Below are 15,918 nucleotides of genomic sequence, written 5' to 3' on the forward strand. Positions count from 1 at the left end.
TTGCGAAACCGCATGCAATTGATCCCGTGTGTGATTCTGCTACTTGGGCTTGCTATACAGGCAAGAGTTGAGCGCCGTAAGCAGATCAGAAATCGATAGCTGTCGACCAGATTTCATCGATCTGCGTTTCTGACAGACCGAGAGCGCCGCCTATCACGCTAATGAACGGATGACCGCGAACGAATGTCGTCGCATATTCCCATTCGATCCTTGCCGTTTCCTTCTCGGGGCCTTCCGGCATCGTGTCGATCACAGTATCGACTCCTGCGAGGGCGAAGCCGTTGTTCACAAGGCCAATGCGAAGCTGACGCGCAGTCAGCGCCGGCATACCAGCGCGAATTTCGGCCACCGTCGGGGGAGCAAATGGCTGGATTGGAAAGGACGGATTAGCCGCGAGCCACGCGCGGACGGCCGGGTTCAGGCCATAGAGGTCGTCAGAACGGCTACAGTAATATGTGTCGTAGGTGTGACCTTCGACGTCCGTGATATTGCAATGAACGACAAGCACGCCCTCTTCAGTTGTAGCCGCGACGGCGATGACCGAATTGAGAGATATGTTGGAGGACATGACAGTCATTTAGGCAACCCTTTGGAACAGATTGATTTCCGAACCGCCGTCAGACACACCACGACACCGCCATGTGCCAGCCAGTTGGGCGCCGGCATTGACGTAACCAGTAGTGACGTAAGAGAAGCTATTCGGCGAAAAGAGATGGATGCCCGCACTGGCGTTGCGCGCAGTGTATGCGCTCGAACTCGCGCACAGAACATGCCCCAGCGGAAAATTCGTTTCCCCCGCCGCCGTTCCCGTATAAACTTCCGCCGCCGTGAACCCCAAGGCGTGGGTGTGGCTGGTGGTTGTCACGCTGTTCGTCGTGTCGTTTGTGATGCTTGACGGCGTCCCGAGCGCGAAAGTCCGGCTTGCGGATAGATCGCCGCCGCCGGTCAGCCCATTGCCGGCAGTCATGGTCGTCGCGGTTGATGCCGCGCCCATCGAGGCGCGGGCCGTTGCGCCGCTTTCGGCGACCCAGGTGGTGCCGTTGCCGACTATAAAATTGCTGTCGGTAACCGCCATGTTCGCGATCGCCGCAAGGCCGGCGTCGTAAGCCTGGACGTTTGTGCCGATCGCAAGGCCGAGGGTCGAGCGCGCCGTTGCGGCGTCGGCGTCGTCGAGGAGCGTGCGGGAGAAGGCCGTGAGCGGGGCAACAGCATAGGAGTCGGCCGCCGTCGTATAGATGATGCGGTCGGCGGCCGTCGTCAGCCCGGCGATCGACTGAAGCCCGGCGTCGAACGCCTGGACGTCGGTGCCGATGGCAACGCCGAGGGTCGAGCGCGCGGTCGCCGCATCGGCGTCGTCGATCAGCGATCGGCCGAACGGCGTCAGTGCCGTCGTCGCATAGGCGTCCGCCGCAGTCGTGTAGATCGTCTTGTCGGCGCCGGTCGCAAGCCCGGCGATCGAGCTTAGCGCCGCGCTCGTGGCCTGCGCGCCCAATGCAGTGCGGGCGGCGCTGGCGCTGGTGGCGCCCGTTCCGCCCGCGGTGATCGGCCGCGCGGCATTGGCGTCGGCCGTGAGGTCGTCGACCAACGCGTTATAGGGCACGCTTTGGATCGTCGTGTTCGGCACACCCTTGGTGCCGGCCGGTGGGGAATAGACTCCGCCTGTTCTTGGCAAGTTAGCCTCCATGAAAAAAGGCCTCCCGATGGGAGGCCATGCCTGAAGTCGTGTTTCGCTTCCAACGAAGAGAGACGAAATCCGCCTCTACTTCCGCCCCTTCCCCGCCGCGAAAAGTCGGCCGTAGTCCACCCGGCGCATGCCGTCCGGCCCGCGGATCACCGCGTCGGGGCGGGTCTTTTCCACCTCCTGCGCCATCACGCCGAGATGCTTAGGCCCGGAGACCGGCTCATCCTTGTAGCGGAACTCGTAAAGATTGTGCCCCTTGACCCTGCCGACCTTCTCGATGTTCTTCTTGGCGCGGCGATCGGACTTTGGCAGGAAGCCCAGTATGGAATCGATGAGATTGCCGCTCGCCTGCTGCCGGGCGTTATAGGTCGCCATCTGATTCTGGTAGTTCTGCTGCACCAGCCCGGCATAGTCGACCGGCTGGATCGACTGGCCCTGTGTCGGCACGAAATTCGGGCTCGTCACCTGGCCGCCGGCAAGCAACGCTGAAATCTCGTTGATCGGCTGGTTGCGGCTCGCATACTGCTCGTTCAAATAGTTGGCGCGCGCGGTGTTCTGGGCGTTGATCCGCGCCTGCTCGGCGTTGAAGCTCTGGTCCTTCAGCGCGTTGTTGGCGGCCGTGGCCGACTGGCTGTTCTGGTGCATCTGCTGCTTGGCGTTGTTGCCGAAGTCGGCGTTCTGCAGCGCCTGGGCATAGGCCTGCGCCTGCGCCGCATTCTCGAAGCCCGCCTTCTGGTTGGCGAGGTTGGCAAGCCGCGTCTGCTCCTGGCCGGCGTTCAGCACGGCGGCGATGCGGGCGTCGTTGGACGTCCGGTTCGCCTCGTCGATCGCCCGGTTATAGGCCTCCGATCCCGGCTGCAGCCCCTGGTTGGCAAGCCGCGTTTCCAGCGCCGAGCGGTCCCGTTCGAGTTGCGGGTTGAGCCGGGCCATCAGCGCATTCTCGTATTTCGGGGTATCGAAATCCGTCTCGTAGCTGCGGGTGATGTTGCCGGCATCGCCGACCGAGGTTGCAAGCTCCGGCCCGCCGGAAAACTGCTGGTATTGCGGGAGCTGGAGCTTCGAAGGGTCGCCGGCGGCCGGCGCCTTGGAAATGTCCATCGGCTTGCCGAGCAGATTATTGAGCCGGCTCGATTGCGACGTGGCGAGCGTCGCAAGATTGAGGCTCGCCGCATCGTTCTCGTCCTTGATCTTCTTCTGCATCGGCGAGAGCGCCTGCGTCGCCGTCGCCACGGGCAGGTCGTAGACGTTGCCGCTCAAGGGATCGGTCCATTTCTGCGTCGTGTAGCTGTAGGTGAGACTGCCGTCCGGCGTCACCTGGTTGACATTGCCCATGTATCCGTTGGCGACTGCGGTGCCGATGTTGGTCGCGGTCTGTGCCGCCGCTGTCGCCTTCGGATCCGGGGGCGTGGGAGCTTTTGACTTTCCGATAGCACACCTACCTTCGATTGACGGGATGCGCCCGCCAGTCGTTGTCTGTCAGAGTGAAGATGATTTCCGCCTCCTCGCGCCCGCGGAGGCGGGGGATGCGGTGGCCCGTGAAGCCGAAGCGGCGGGCAATCTCGGCCATGCCTCGGTTCTCCTCCGAGACGCGCAGCACCGCCATCTGGCAGCCGATCTCGTCAAAGGGATAACCGAACATGGCTTTGAGCACCGGCCGCGTCAGCCAGCGTTTGCTGGTGGCGGCGGCCGAAAGCTCGATGACGCCCGCTTCGGGCGAATAGTTATGGTAGACGACGCCGGCAAGGAGCCTGCCCTCCTCCATCACGCCAAGCGTGGTGAAGTCGGCAAAGCCTCTTTCGCAGCCGTCGATATGGGCGGCGACGAAGCCGGCGATCGCCTTGTTCTTCGCGGAGTCGCCCACCCCTCCCCAGATGATGTTCACGCGCTCGCCTCCCCGGCCGCGACCTGTAGCGTGGCGAGGTCCACCTCGATGTCGAGCTTCACCGCGCCGCCGGAGGTGATGACGCAGCCGACAGCGAGCATGTCGCCGCTTGCGCGCACGTTCTGGCGAAAATCATAGCGCAGCGCCTCCGACACGCCGTCCCAGCGCGCCACGTCCCAGAGGCCGACATCCCATTCCGGCGAGGCCGTGTCGCCCTCCGTCACCCGATCGAAGGGCGGCACCCTCCGGTCGAAGTCGGCGCGGGCGAAGAGCTGCACCTTGGGCTTCGTCTTGGCGCGAAAATACATATGCGCCATCGTCGCGGCCGTCCGCTGGCCGAATTGGCCGGCCGGCGTGAACTGCGAGAGATAGGTGGCGGCAAAGGTCAGCCCGTCGTCGGTGCCGCCGGTGTCGCCCTGCCAGCAATAGCCTTCGCGCGAGCCGAAGAAGAGCCCGCCCTGCAGCGTCTCGAAGCAGTTGGCCCGCCAGTTGCTGATCGTCGCCCAGCGCCCGCTCAAGACGTTCAGGACGAAGGTCCGGTCGCTGACGACGCTGTTGTCCGGAAAGGCGACGAAGACCAGGTTCTGCTCGGTCCAGGGTTTCAGCGTCCAGCCGGATCCGGTGGCGTTTGCCGCCTGCCGCCAATCGTCCTCGATCGGCCGCGACACCGAGACCTGCCTCAGCGCCTGCCGGTCGCGTTGAAACACTTGCGACATCGGCGTCAGCCCATCCGAGGTCGCGATCAGCACGTCGCCGCCGACACGGATCCAGGCGTTCTTTCCGAGCGGCTTGCCGATCTGGTAGACGCCCTTCAGCGCGAAATCGCTGGCGCTCGAAGGGTCGGAGCCGGCATAGACGGCGATCTCGCCTTCCGTCGAAACGAAGACGCAGAGATCGGAAAGCCCGTCGCCGCTTTCGAGCGACCAGGAAAAGCCGGTGATCAGCGACCCGCCCTTCTTCATCACCCCGCCGAGCGGAAACACGGCCGCCGCGCCGCCGATCGCGTTCACCGGCAGGTAATAGGCGTCGAGCGTCGCGTTCTTCAGGAAGAACTCGCGGTTCTTGAACAGCCAGCCATAGTTGAGCTGCGCCATGGTCGTACTGTCGGAAAAGGTGATCGTCGGCGTCGTGGTCCAGGCGTTGCCGTCATAGATGCGGCGCGTGTCGGCGCCGTTGAGGCAGACGAGAAACGAACCGCCGGCGGTCGTGTGCTGGATGGCGCACCAGTCGCCGCCGGCAAGCCCGCTCACGGCCGCTGCCGTCGTCGCCGGCGGGCCGGCCGGCGCGGTCATGTTGTAGATCGCGCTCGTCGTCGCCATGAACAGCTTTTCGTTGCTGCCGAACTTGTATTTGAAGGCGCTGCGAATGGCGCCGCCATCAGCCGCAAGCCCGATCTTGCGCGAGCCGCCGCGGATCTTGCAGCCGGCAAGCGTCGGCAGGAAGTTCGTAAGTACGGTAGCCGAGCCCGGCGTCTGCGACGCCATGTCGGCGGTGGTCACGAGACCCTGTTTCGGCGCCGGAAAAGTCACTGATCCCGAGTTCTGCGGCCGGCCGATGCTCGCCTGCCCGCGGTTGGTCTGCGGCAGGCGGCCCGGGCGAACTGTATTCATGCGAACTGCCGTCATGATATCCCTCTGTCCGCATTGATCTCCTGCAGGAGATCCGCCTCGAACTCGGCGAGGTTGTCCTCGAAGGAGAGGCCCTTCTGCCGCTTCCAGCGCCAGATCAGCCCCTTCTTCAGCAGTCGCTCGGGAAAGAGCGTCGTGTCGTCGTCGGCGCGGAACGTATCGCGCTCCTCGTAAGGATCGCCGAGCACCCAGTTCTTCGAGATGTAGTCGATCGTCGCGCCGGCGGCTGAAGCGGCCGGCGAGAAGACTATCTCCCTGCCGCGAAGGTGGCAGTAGGGCTCGGTCGAGGCGACGCCGACGATCACCGCCCATTGCGCGCCGTTCGCGACCGGCCGGAAGAAGCGGCCGTCCGCCGCCCGCACCGCCCCTCCGGGCGCCAGCCGGTGGTAGTCGGCAGGCAGAAGTTCCGGCGAAGCGGAGACGGCGTGCGTCTTCAGCATCCGCTTCCAGTCGGCGCGCCGGGCGATCTCCGCGCCCGCCTCCTCGGCGAGCGCAACCATCGTCTGCGCATTCGGATCGTTCGTCCCGTAGACGCTGTCGAAGCGGTCGAGCGAGACGATGTCCGAGATTTCGTTGATCACGGTAAGAAGCGTCATGGCGTCAGCCCTCCGATGACGATTTCGGCATTGCCCCAGCGCAGGCGCTCGTCGGCAAGCCCAAGGCCGGCCATCGCCTGGCGCTTCAGCGCCTCGGCCGCGCCCGCCTTGGCGGCGTCGCGCTCCCAGATGGCGATCTCCTCGACGAGCGCGTAGAGATAGACGTCCGGCGCCTTTTCGATCAGCCAGTTGCTGGGTGCTTCGGCCGTCAGCGGCGGGATTTTCGCGTAATATGTCAGGCGGATGTTCTCGCCGCCCTTCGGCCGCACCCGGATCGCGGCGCCGACGATCGCGTAGCCGATCGGCGCGCCGGCGGATGTCCCGTTACTGTTGAACTCCTGCAGCGGCAGCGCCCGCAGCGCCCGGCCATCGGCGCCAAGCACCTGCCGCGCCTCCAGGAAAGCCGCCGGCAGGCTGCCCTCGCCTTCGGCCAACGGCACCGTCGCGGTCTTCTCCATATCGGCAACGCGCATCACGCGGTTGAGCTTGAGCTCGGCGAGCGCGAGGAAGCGCGGGAAGAGATGGGCGACGTCATCGCGACCGGAATAGTCGCCGGCGTCGGCGAGGAGCGATGCATAGTCGGATATGGTCATAGATGTCCCTCGAATGTGCGCCAGGCGCGGTTGTCGCTGTCGTTGAGCCACCGCTTCACATAGCGGTCGTCGCCTTCGGAATGCGCCCTGACCAGGTTTTCGGAATGCGCCAGGTTGAGCGGGATCGAGGCGACCTTGGTCCATTCGCCAAAGGCGTTGCCGGCGGTGGCGCGGCGGGTGAATTCGTTCTGACGGACGAGGTTTTCGACCGGATAATCCGTCCGCCAATAGGTCCTGTTGCCGTCCTCCATCACCCAGACGGAGCGGCCGGTCTGAAAATCATAATCGAAGAGCTTCCAGTCGCCGTCGCGGATCACCATGGTCACTCCCCCGGCAGCGGATCGGCCCGCTCGGCCTTGCCGGCGGCGATCAGCGCCTTGGCCTCGACGAGGCCCACGGACACGACGGTGCCCGCCGGCGTCCGCTCGCCCTCCTTCAGCCAAACGTCATAGATCAGCCGGACGGGCGCCGGCTTCTTTGTTTCGGACATTGATTCCTCCATGAAAAAAGGCGGCTCCGGAGAACCGCCTTGGCTGCAAGCCATTTATGTCTGTGATGCGGACGTCCCCGCTGCCTACAGCGCCATGCGTCTTTCAGGCGCACCAAGATCGCTGTTCTGTTCCGATCTAAGGAAACGTGCAGCAGTAAGCCGTGACCTTGAAACCGATAGGCTACGAGAGGACGCTGTCGCTTTCGCTACTGCATGTTTCCTTAAATCCTAGCCGATTTAAGGGTAAAAACATGCAGCAATTCAAAGTGCTACAGCGTCCTTTGCGCGTCTCATAAGACGCGCGGCGCAGCAGGCTCCGTTATGGCGCCCCGAATAGGTCCCTTATGTCCGGCGGCTGCATGTCTGCCGTGGCGTCCGGATCGACATCACATGTCAGCGTGGCCTGGCGATCCGGATCGTCGTAGGGTGCGATGGTCAGTTTCGGCGATAACGGGCCGGCGTCGGGTGTCTGGCTGACGTCCACGCTCCAGCCCTCGAACATCCACGGCCGGGCAAACTTCGCGTCAAAGCGGGATTCGAGCAAACGGATGATCACTTCCGGCTGCTCGGCGATCTGCAGCGCCCAGCTATATCCGATCGGCTGGCCACCCTGAACGGTCGCGCTCTGGAAATAGCGCACGATCGAGAGATCGCCGGCCTTGACCGGCTTTTCGAAGGTGGCGATCTGAGCGTATACGTTTTTTGCGTCGGGATCGTCCTGCCTGTTGCCAGGGTCTGCGAAAGTTTCAAGCTTCACCCGTCCCAGTGCCGGCGCTTCCGCTTTCAAGACCGAGAAGAAATCCGGCCTGCAAGAAAGCAGCGTGTCGAACACTTTCCCGGCGTCGGCAAAAGCCGGCGTCGAGAATCCGGTTGCGACACCTGCCGCAAGAACGAACGCGACATATCTGAACAAGGGTCCTCCTTTTGGCCGAGCAGGCCGAAAACTCAACGCCGCAAAACGCGGCGATCCATTCCTGTTCCATGCAGCGGCGGCAACTTCAAGCTGCGTGAACAGAAGTCATGAACCGTGCATGCGTTTTTCAGCATTGATCAGCGTCACGCCCGTTCAATACTTCCAGGGCTCCACTTCATCGTCCGGCCGCGGTGCAGGAATCGGCGCCTGGCGCGCATAGTTCGGAAACTGCATCACGCGTGCGGCGAGGCGCTTGCGATTGCCGTAATGCTCCAAACCCTTCTTTGGCCGCAGGTAATCCTTGGCAACCACTCTCGTGGCGGTGTCCAGATCGCTCGCACGAGAAAGCGGCTCTCGGAAGTCACTCTCCGGCTTCGGACCGACGATCTCCTGTTTCAGGAAGCCGTAGTTCGCTTCGTAGGAGTTGGGATCAAGTCCGCGCGCTTCGCTCCAATCCAAAAACCGCTTGCGCCGGTCCCCTGTCCATTGCGCATAGCCAAGACCTTTGTTCGGGTCCTTGTTCCTCTCCTCGAGGTCTCCGTAGAGCGCCCCGAAGTCCCCACTCTCGTGATAGAGGTTCCCCACCAAAGCCGCCGCCTCCTGTTCGGGCATCAACAGCTCCTGCTGAAGATCTCGCTTGAGGCGCATCGCTATGCTGTCCGCGAGTTTGTCCTTGGGTCCCAACTTCCGGAAATGATCGACCGGCAATGACCGAGCGCGTTTGCTGAAGGCGGTCGTGTCGGTGAGGGTTCCTTTATAGTTCAGAGGTCCTTTGCGATCGCCGCTCAAAATACTCTCGATGGGCGCATGGCGGAAACGAGTGTCTGCACTGCGGCGCTCAGTCGCTTGGGCGATCGACCCGTTGTGCAGAACAGGACTGTCATCGAAATACTCGACCGCATCGCGGACCGAATGGATTCTCGCAGGAATACCCATCCAGTTCAGGGTCTTGTTTTTTCTGGTCATGATTCACCTTTGGAATTTTGAATTGGCGGCCGTCGGAATATCCCACGCTGGCGGCGACCGATGCCGCTCTGCGGTTCTCGCGTGCAGTCCGCTGCGCACCGAAGAATGCACTGCATTATCAGCCAGGAGCGCATCGTTCCCGGCGCACGCAACGCCGCGAGCGTCGGGATAGTGACGGCGCAAAACAGTCGTGAGGAACGTGGCTATCGCGACGAAGTCAGGAACAGATCGGCTGTGTCCGGCAAGGCGACGCCGCTATCATTCGCCGGGATGGAGCAGGACAGAAGACCAGCAGACGACTTTCCGCGCGAAACGGAAAAATTCTGTGCTGGGGCATCGCCGTCCAATTTTTCCTTGTTGAGGCCGTGAAGCCACGCCACGCTATCGATCCATTTCTTGCCGTCCGGGTTCACCCGTCCTGTGCGATACTCGATGACGTGAGCAAGTTCTTCGGGGTCCTCCTTGGTCAGCAAGCTCCATGACAACCTTGGTTTTCCCGCCTTCACCTCGACGCCCTGTACGTAGGCCGCGAGGCGCATTCCCCAGACATGCACGATCGAGGGAAAATCGGCGCGAACGGCGACAATCGGTGAATCTCCCTTGCCCGAACTCGCTTCCCGCGTGAGTCGCACTGCGCCAAACGCTCTCCCTTCGCCTCTCACGATGTCGAAGAAATCCGGACTGCAGGATAGCAGCGCCTTCATGAGACGATCGCCATCACGCAGGGGAAACACGCCCAGTTCCGGAGCCCCGAAGAGCTCCATTGCGTCCGGCAACTCCATGTCGCCACCCACGCGCACGTAGTGATCGCAATGCAGTTCTGTCTGTATGACACCATTGTCGAAATCGGCTTCGATCATCAGCTGCGGCGAAACCGGAGCGGCTTCGACATCGTTCCGCCACATTACGCTCATTGGCATTTGCTCGTAGGCTGTACCGAAACGTGCGTTGAAAATGCCCGCAAGCGCATCCGGCCGGACGGCGATCAGCAAGGCCCATTGGTAGGAAGCGGGTTTGCCCTCGTCGATGAACCGGGACTGGAGATATCCAATGACAGACAGCCCAGCGACCTTGAACGGCTTTGCGAATTTCACCTTCTGGTAAAACAGCCCGTCAGTGTCGGAATCGATGGCTCGAGAGCTTGCGGTTTCGAAGAACTCCATGCTGACCGGCCCCAGCGCCGCCCTCTCCTCCTTCAGCACCGAGAAAAACTCGGGCTTGCACGAAAGCAGCGCATCGAGCAGCCGGTCCGGCCCAGCAAATGCCGGCGCAGCGAACGTGAGTGTGACGAGAGCGGCAAGGGCCGCGGTGAAGTTCCTGAACAAGATTGCTCCTCCCGAAGCGAATTAATTCCAACTGGTCGTTTCCGTGCCCGCCTGTCGCCGGACCGGTCCCCGGATTGCAGAAAAGGATAGAATTTGCGTGGCAATTGGCCCCTACGGCACGGAGGTCAGGAAGAGAGCGGGAGCGTCGGCGACACCGGTTCCGACCCGTTTTGCCTGACACTCCCTACTCCATCAGTGGTTTCACGAATTGGCCTGCAACCCGCTTTTCCTGCAGAACATTACAAGAACATTGATGGAAGGCAGCGCTCCGCCTTTAAAATCGTCAGAACTCCGCGATCGTCTTCGCGAACGACGCGATGAATAGCCTGAGCCTTCCGACAATTCGCAGTTCGCCTGATTGCGACAGGAAAAGATCGGCCACGTAGGGCAATTCCTCCATCCCGTTGTCCCCTCGGTCACCAAAACAGTCGATCTGCGTTCCGGGAAAAACAGCTTTCGGCGTCCAGATCAGGCCCGGCCAGTCATCGGATCTCATCGCGCCCGACACCCATCCGGAGCGGCGAAACTCTTCCTTATCAGGGTGACGCGCTTTGATCGCCTTCGCGACCTCGGCCGGGGGTTCGATGACGTGAAATCCCCAGCTGTAACCCTCCGACGAGGCGCCCTTGTAAAGAGACCAATCCTGGCTGTAGCCGATCAGCGTGAGTCCATAAGCCTCGATCGGTTTGGCAAAGGTCGCCACTGTCGTCCGTGGTTCCTCAAGACTGATCAGGTTGTAAGGGAGAGCCTTGATTTCCGCACGCCCGAACACAGCCCTCTCTTCTTTAAGGATCCGAAAGAAGTCGGGACTGCAGGAAAGCAAGGCATACAGCACCTTGTCGGCGCTCTCCGGCGGCAGCGCACATTCCGGCGCCGTCCCTCCGCTTCTTTCGCAAATACCCCTTCGGCTTGCATCCTCGCCGGCGTCGGGACCGATCATGGCGAAGACCACGCCGCCCAGAACGACAAGCAGGCCCAAGACTATGGCAAAACGATAGAGAATGCCCCGTGGCCAGTTTTTCATACTCGCTCCCGCCGCTGCACGCGGTTTCATATTCCCCTAAAACGCTTCTAGAACATTCCGTGAACACACGCAAGGCTGTGGAGGAAAATATTCTCAACCCCAGGGTATTTGTCAGAAGTGTCGCGAAAGCGCGTCCCAAAGAGAAATCCCCTCGGGAAAACGTCTGTTTCGGGGCAGAGATGAGTCCGGTGTCCAGCGATTGCCGCGCTCCGAGGTGGACGTATCGGGATAGGAGACGACGAGCTCCGCGGACTGCCCGGTTTTGTCGTGGAAGTCGGCAAACCGATCCATCTGGTCCGTGAGGTCGATACATCCCGCAGACCCCGGATCCCGACCTCCATGGATCGAAAATCCGCTTCTGTGCGCGTACTTCGGATCAATATCTGCCTTGGGAGTGAGCCACGCCCTTGAGTTGCCCCACGCCACGCGACCGCCCGGCCATTTGCCTCCCTTTCCGAAGGGGTAGCCGAGCAAGCCGATCACATCGTCCATAATTCCCCGGTGCTGCAGTTCGCCAACGGAGTATCTGCCCTCGGGTATTGGCCCATTCCCCTGGTTATGCTGCTCCGTCGGAAAATCATGGCCTGGTCTTCCGCTTACCGCCGGCCAGGAGCCGGAATATCGGCCGCCTTCCGTTGCAGTGAGACGATCGCCGTCGAAGTGAAGCATCATTCGCTTCCTGAGGTTGTTTTTGTCCATGCCGATCTCCTTCTTTTTGCATTCTTTGGACCGCTGCCTCTCAGTCACCCTTGTCACGGACACAGGGGCGACTGAGAGGACCGGCAAACCCGTCGTCAGCTTGCGGCGCTCAAACCGAAGAGGTCGGCAGCAACCCCGAGGCCCTTTTCGTTGTGCACCTTCAGCGTGCCCTCGCCGATGATCACGCCCTTGTCGGCGTCGCCGGTCTTGGCCACGTCACGGTCTTCCTGGATCTGGCGCAGCCACAGGAAGGAGAGCATGTCGGTGTCGATGAAGAAGGCGTTGCGGGCAAGCCCGGCATTCACCGCCTGCACCCGGTTCGGGTGGACCATCACCGTGCCGAACGGGCCTTCGTAATAATCCGCCGTCGCGACGATGGTGTTGCGCTCGCCGCCCTGCGAGACCGCGTAGCGGAAGGGCGCGACATTGCTGTCGGACATGAAGGTGACGAACACGGATTTGACGTAGGGCGAGACCGAGACGTGGCGGAAGTTGGCGCCGTTCTGGTAGCCCTGCTGCATCACCGTATCGAGGATCGCCTTGGTGAAGGGGCGCTGCGTGCCGTCGGTCGGCGCCACCGTCAGCCCGGTGCCGGCATTGAAGCCGCCGTTGGCGCCGCCGGCGCCGCGCGAGACGTTGGAGGTGAGCCAGGTGCTGAGCGAGCCGAACTCGCGGGTGGCGCCGCTCACCGACGCATTGGTGTCGGCGATCGCGAATTCCACGTCCTTGCGGATCTCGACGCCCTTCTTCAGCTTCTGGTACTTGCGCTTCTGCACATTGCCGGCCTCGGCCGTCACCTCCTGCGTGGCGGAAATGATCCAGTCCTTGCGCATGATCTGCGTGTAGTTACCGAGCCGGGTCGGCGGGGTGATCGCGCCGAAGGCGTATTCCTCGCCTTCCTCGCGGATGTTGTCGCCGGGCGCGGCCAGCTCGTCCGTCTCCCATTCCGGGTGATAGGTGGTGCACTTGCCCTTTTCGATCAGCGAATAGATTGGGGTATCTTCGGGCGTAATGCGCGACACCACGTCGGAAAGCTCTTCGCGGTTGCCGACGGCCTGGGTCGTCTGGAAGGTATTGCTGAGAACTGCCATTGTCTGGTCCTTCTGTGAAAATGAGATCGCCCGCGCGAGGAGTTCACGCGGGCGAAGCCTTTAGGTTGTTGAAGTGAGTCGGCTCGGCTTGCCCCTCACCCTCACCCCGCAGACGGGGAGAGGGAACGTGGGCGAGAACGATGCAACGCGTCCCTTCTCCCCGCGTGCGGGGAGAAGGTGGCCGGCAGGCCGGATGAGGGGCAATCTAACGCCCTAAGTCCGCAGTCGGCGCTATTCGAAATCCACCGCCATGGCATCACGGATCGATCCGGTACGCGTGAGCCGCTGCATGGCCTCACGGCTTTCGCGCTGGTGGCGCCGCGTCTCGCTCCGCGCCTTCAGGCGCGGTGCGGAGGCGGGTGCTGCCGCCACCTTCTGCAAGGCCCTCGCCCGCGAACGTTCGGCGATGAGCCCGAGCCGGGCGTAGTGCGCCACCTTGAAGAGACGGTGGTCTATAACCTCGCGCACCTCCTCGTCGGAAAAGCCGAGCTCCCGCGCCGTCTCGAAGGCGTCGGCGAAGAAGGCCTGCCGCCCCTCGTCGTGCCCCGTCTCGGGGAAGGTTTCGAGAAGCCTGGCGTTTTCCGTCTCCAGCCTCTCCTCGTTCGCCGCCGCCTGAAGTTCCGCCGTCACCGCCGCCGGCTCGTCGCCGAGCGCCATCACCCGCGCGAGCTGTTCCAGCCCCGCCTGGTGGAGCGCCCATTGCCGCTGATAGGCTTGCGGGTCGTAAAACCTCAGCTCCTCCGGCGGCTCCTCGGGGATTTGACCGGCGACGAGTTCGGCAACGGCGTTGGCGGTGGCCGCGACCCGGCTGCTCATGCTTTCGAGCGCCCGTCGCCCGTTGGCGAGGTCCTGGGTTTTGTGGCGGTAGTCGCGATCCCGCATGTAGCCGAGCTTCAGTTCCTCAAGCGGAACCTCTTCGCCGCCCTTGAGCGTCACGACCAGATCCTCGGCTTCGTTGGCCGGCTCCTCGTCGGAAAAGCCCGGCTCGTCGCCTTTGGCATCCGGATCGTCGTCCTCACCGACGTATTCCGTGGTTCCCTCGCCGCCCCACGCCTCATCATCCTCGTCCTCCGGGTTGGCGTCGTGCAGTTCCCGGAAATCGAGGTCGTCGAAGCTTGCGGGCTCGAGCGAGCCGTCAACGGTTTTGCTCCCGCCGAAAGGCAGGTTGGCACTATCGTTCATCATGGAATGACCCTTTGGTTCGGGCGCGGCTCACGAAGCCCGTTCGCCCGGAGGAAGTTAAGATATCTCAATGTGCTACAGCGGTTTCATGAGGCAGATTGGAGGTTGCTTCGCTGGATGGAGTAGCGTCGGCTCACCCGGTTTGCATCTACCGCACATCACGCCGGCGCGCTCGCCCTACGGCCTGCTCTGTTCGATAAACCCCCGCATGCCGCGGAAACCGTGGGGCGCACCGCGCAGAGACCACACGCGGCAGAATTTATTCCCGTTTTGTTCCGGGTTATGAGTGTGAGAAACCGCTGGTTTTGAAGAGTGCCCAATCTCACGCCGCCCACCGGCCTTGCGGTTGTTGCCGGGCAAATCGTCTCGATGATTATCTGCAGGGGACAGGATCTTGGAAAAGACTCCGATATGGATGATAGCGCTGATCGGTACGCTGTCCGCTTTGATGACGAGCATGATAATCAGGCCGCTCTTGCCGGATTACAGCCAATGGGTTCGTAACGGACTGGAAATGGCATCATTTGCTATTTCCTATTACATATTGATTTTGTTTTATGAATTTCTCCGAAGGCTATTGTTCAACCGCAGATAGGCCATTTGACCATCGCCGGTCGATTGCCGTCGCAGCGTGCTTGGAACCTTCTCGGGCTAAACTGAAGCCATCCTCTAGCGGCTCCGGCTCCACCCGCCCACTCCGTCGCGACCGGAACAACCCCAATAGCCGGGGTAGTCCTTCTCATTCGGTGTGAACACTCCCCGCGCGACAGTTTCGGCAACAGGCCCGTCCAGAGTGGACCCGATGGCCCCACCGATCTTATAGCCAATGGCTCCGCCAAGGCCCTCGCCAAACTTGCCAAATCTGGAGCCCAACGCACCACCCGCCGCCCCACCAAGAAGCTCCCCTATCGTCCTTCCCCCACCGATAGGCGCCGCCGAACATTTCCGCGACGTTCTTACTGGCGTTTAAAATTCAGTGCTGCGTCGATCTGGTAGCACCTCAATTCACCTTGCGCCCCTTCGGACAAAGCGGTCTCGCTGCCGCGCTAAAAATCGAGTCCCGGGGAGTGCCCCATCAAGCCGGTGCGCTCGTTCCCTCACCCCTGGCTTGTTCCGTCAGGAACTTGAGCCTGCCGCGGAAATTCCGGATCGCCCGCACCTCGGCCGCAAAGGCCGCGCGCGTCTCGTGGTCGGTAATCTTCGCATTGACGCAGCCGTTGATCGCCGCCGCTTCCAATTCGTCCATCAATCGGTCGAACAGCGGATTGTCGACGAGCGCCCGCGCCGCGGCAGTCCTTTCCTCTGGTTTCATATCATGTTTTCTCCCGACCTCCTGCACCGCAAAAAGTATCGCTACACGGCAGGATTGATTCCTGTTTTGTTCTGAGATATCTATTTGCCAAGCCAACCCGTCGTCACGTGAGGCGGGAGCCTTCAGCCACGACACGTCAAGTCCACCCTGGCCGAGAGTCTCGATGAAAGAAGCGAATCAAGGAATGGCTAGGTTTTTTCGTGTTCGATTCTGCTTTCTGGCTTGCCTTGAATAATATCGGCGTCCTCGTTTTCGAGTTCTTCTTTTACGGAACTGCACGGGTCGCCGTGCCATTGTTGAGCTTCGGCAAAGTTGTGGTCGACGATTTCTACCTTGAAGACTCCGGCTTCAACTGGATCGGGCTCAAGCGCCGGGAGGACGGCCGCTACGTCATGAATTCCGACGTCAGCAAATTGGCCGCCGTCGCCTTCTGGGTGCTTTGCCTTGCTGCCTACGCCGTCTACACCCGCGGCTTTTGACGACGCGTCGGGGTCATTCGCGCCAGTCGTCCTGCGCCTGTCTGAGGGACGTTCGCC

General features: G+C 62.0%; 19 protein-coding genes. 1 reads left to right on the forward strand and 18 read right to left on the reverse strand.

The annotated features are described in order from the left end of the window. Positions 1 to 85 precede the first annotated feature (85 nt). From RB548_RS09595 to RB548_RS09680, 18 genes are all read right to left on the reverse strand, one after another. Positions 86 to 577, reverse strand: a complete 492-nt coding sequence (locus tag RB548_RS09595; RefSeq protein WP_331374697.1) for a hypothetical protein — start codon at positions 575 to 577, stop codon at positions 86 to 88. After that, the gene (locus RB548_RS09600) at positions 578 to 1,672 is read right to left on the reverse strand and encodes a hypothetical protein (protein ID WP_331374698.1); all 1,095 of its coding nucleotides are present in this window, start codon (positions 1,670 to 1,672) and stop codon (positions 578 to 580) included. An 87-nt stretch (positions 1,673 to 1,759) separates the two neighbouring features. Then, a complete protein-coding gene (locus RB548_RS09605; RefSeq protein ID WP_331374925.1) occupies positions 1,760 to 3,109 on the reverse strand; it encodes a tail fiber domain-containing protein in 1,350 nt (449 codons plus the stop codon). 7 nt (positions 3,110 to 3,116) lie between these two features. After that, positions 3,117 to 3,563: a GNAT family protein gene (locus tag RB548_RS09610; RefSeq protein WP_331374699.1), complete on the reverse strand. Its 447-nt coding sequence runs from the start codon at positions 3,561 to 3,563 to the stop codon at positions 3,117 to 3,119. Further along, positions 3,560 to 5,173, reverse strand: coding sequence for a hypothetical protein (locus tag RB548_RS09615; RefSeq protein ID WP_331374926.1), 1,614 nt, complete (start codon positions 5,171 to 5,173; stop codon positions 3,560 to 3,562). Before RB548_RS09615 ends, RB548_RS09610 begins: the two co-directional genes overlap by 4 nt. Before the next feature lie 11 nt (positions 5,174 to 5,184). Further along, complete coding sequence (locus tag RB548_RS09620) at positions 5,185 to 5,787, reverse strand: phage adaptor protein (RefSeq protein ID WP_331374700.1); 603 nt, start codon at positions 5,785 to 5,787, stop codon at positions 5,185 to 5,187. Continuing rightward, a complete protein-coding gene (locus RB548_RS09625) occupies positions 5,784 to 6,380 on the reverse strand; it encodes a phage adaptor protein (RefSeq protein ID WP_331374701.1) in 597 nt (198 codons plus the stop codon). Before RB548_RS09625 ends, RB548_RS09620 begins: the two co-directional genes overlap by 4 nt. Continuing rightward, the gene (locus RB548_RS09630) at positions 6,377 to 6,700 is read right to left on the reverse strand and encodes a hypothetical protein (RefSeq protein WP_331374702.1); all 324 of its coding nucleotides are present in this window, start codon (positions 6,698 to 6,700) and stop codon (positions 6,377 to 6,379) included. Before RB548_RS09630 ends, RB548_RS09625 begins: the two co-directional genes overlap by 4 nt. 2 nt (positions 6,701 to 6,702) lie before the next feature. Further along, positions 6,703 to 6,870: a hypothetical protein gene (locus RB548_RS09635; RefSeq protein WP_331374703.1), complete on the reverse strand. Its 168-nt coding sequence runs from the start codon at positions 6,868 to 6,870 to the stop codon at positions 6,703 to 6,705. 319 nt (positions 6,871 to 7,189) lie between these two features. Beyond that, complete coding sequence (locus RB548_RS09640; RefSeq protein ID WP_331374704.1) at positions 7,190 to 7,783, reverse strand: hypothetical protein; 594 nt, start codon at positions 7,781 to 7,783, stop codon at positions 7,190 to 7,192. A 153-nt stretch (positions 7,784 to 7,936) separates the two neighbouring features. Further along, entirely contained in the window at positions 7,937 to 8,749 is an 813-nt protein-coding gene (locus RB548_RS09645) for a phage tail tip lysozyme (protein WP_331374705.1), read from the reverse strand. A 203-nt stretch (positions 8,750 to 8,952) separates the two neighbouring features. After that, positions 8,953 to 10,074 (reverse strand): hypothetical protein, encoded by a 1,122-nt coding sequence (locus RB548_RS09650; RefSeq protein ID WP_331374706.1) that lies wholly within the window; start codon positions 10,072 to 10,074, stop codon positions 8,953 to 8,955. Positions 10,075 to 10,357: 283 nt separating this feature from the next. Next, a complete protein-coding gene (locus tag RB548_RS09655) occupies positions 10,358 to 11,098 on the reverse strand; it encodes a hypothetical protein (protein ID WP_331374707.1) in 741 nt (246 codons plus the stop codon). Between the two features lie 111 nt (positions 11,099 to 11,209). Next, a complete protein-coding gene (locus RB548_RS09660; protein ID WP_331374708.1) occupies positions 11,210 to 11,797 on the reverse strand; it encodes a L,D-transpeptidase in 588 nt (195 codons plus the stop codon). A 95-nt stretch (positions 11,798 to 11,892) separates the two neighbouring features. Continuing rightward, complete coding sequence (locus RB548_RS09665) at positions 11,893 to 12,888, reverse strand: DUF5309 domain-containing protein (RefSeq protein ID WP_331374709.1); 996 nt, start codon at positions 12,886 to 12,888, stop codon at positions 11,893 to 11,895. Positions 12,889 to 13,119: 231 nt separating this feature from the next. Further along, entirely contained in the window at positions 13,120 to 14,073 is a 954-nt protein-coding gene (locus RB548_RS09670) for a hypothetical protein (protein ID WP_331374710.1), read from the reverse strand. Between the two features lie 174 nt (positions 14,074 to 14,247). After that, positions 14,248 to 14,529: a hypothetical protein gene (locus tag RB548_RS09675; protein ID WP_331374711.1), complete on the reverse strand. Its 282-nt coding sequence runs from the start codon at positions 14,527 to 14,529 to the stop codon at positions 14,248 to 14,250. A 616-nt stretch (positions 14,530 to 15,145) separates the two neighbouring features. Beyond that, a complete protein-coding gene (locus RB548_RS09680; protein ID WP_331374712.1) occupies positions 15,146 to 15,382 on the reverse strand; it encodes a hypothetical protein in 237 nt (78 codons plus the stop codon). 200 nt (positions 15,383 to 15,582) lie between these two features. Here RB548_RS09680 and RB548_RS09685 point away from each other — a divergent pair, with 200 nt between their 5' ends. Next, complete coding sequence (locus RB548_RS09685; protein WP_331374713.1) at positions 15,583 to 15,861, forward strand: hypothetical protein; 279 nt, start codon at positions 15,583 to 15,585, stop codon at positions 15,859 to 15,861. Positions 15,862 to 15,918 lie beyond the last annotated feature (57 nt).

The sequence above is a fragment of the Sinorhizobium chiapasense genome (assembly GCF_036488675.1).
GTDB lineage: Bacteria > Pseudomonadota > Alphaproteobacteria > Rhizobiales > Rhizobiaceae > Sinorhizobium > Sinorhizobium chiapasense.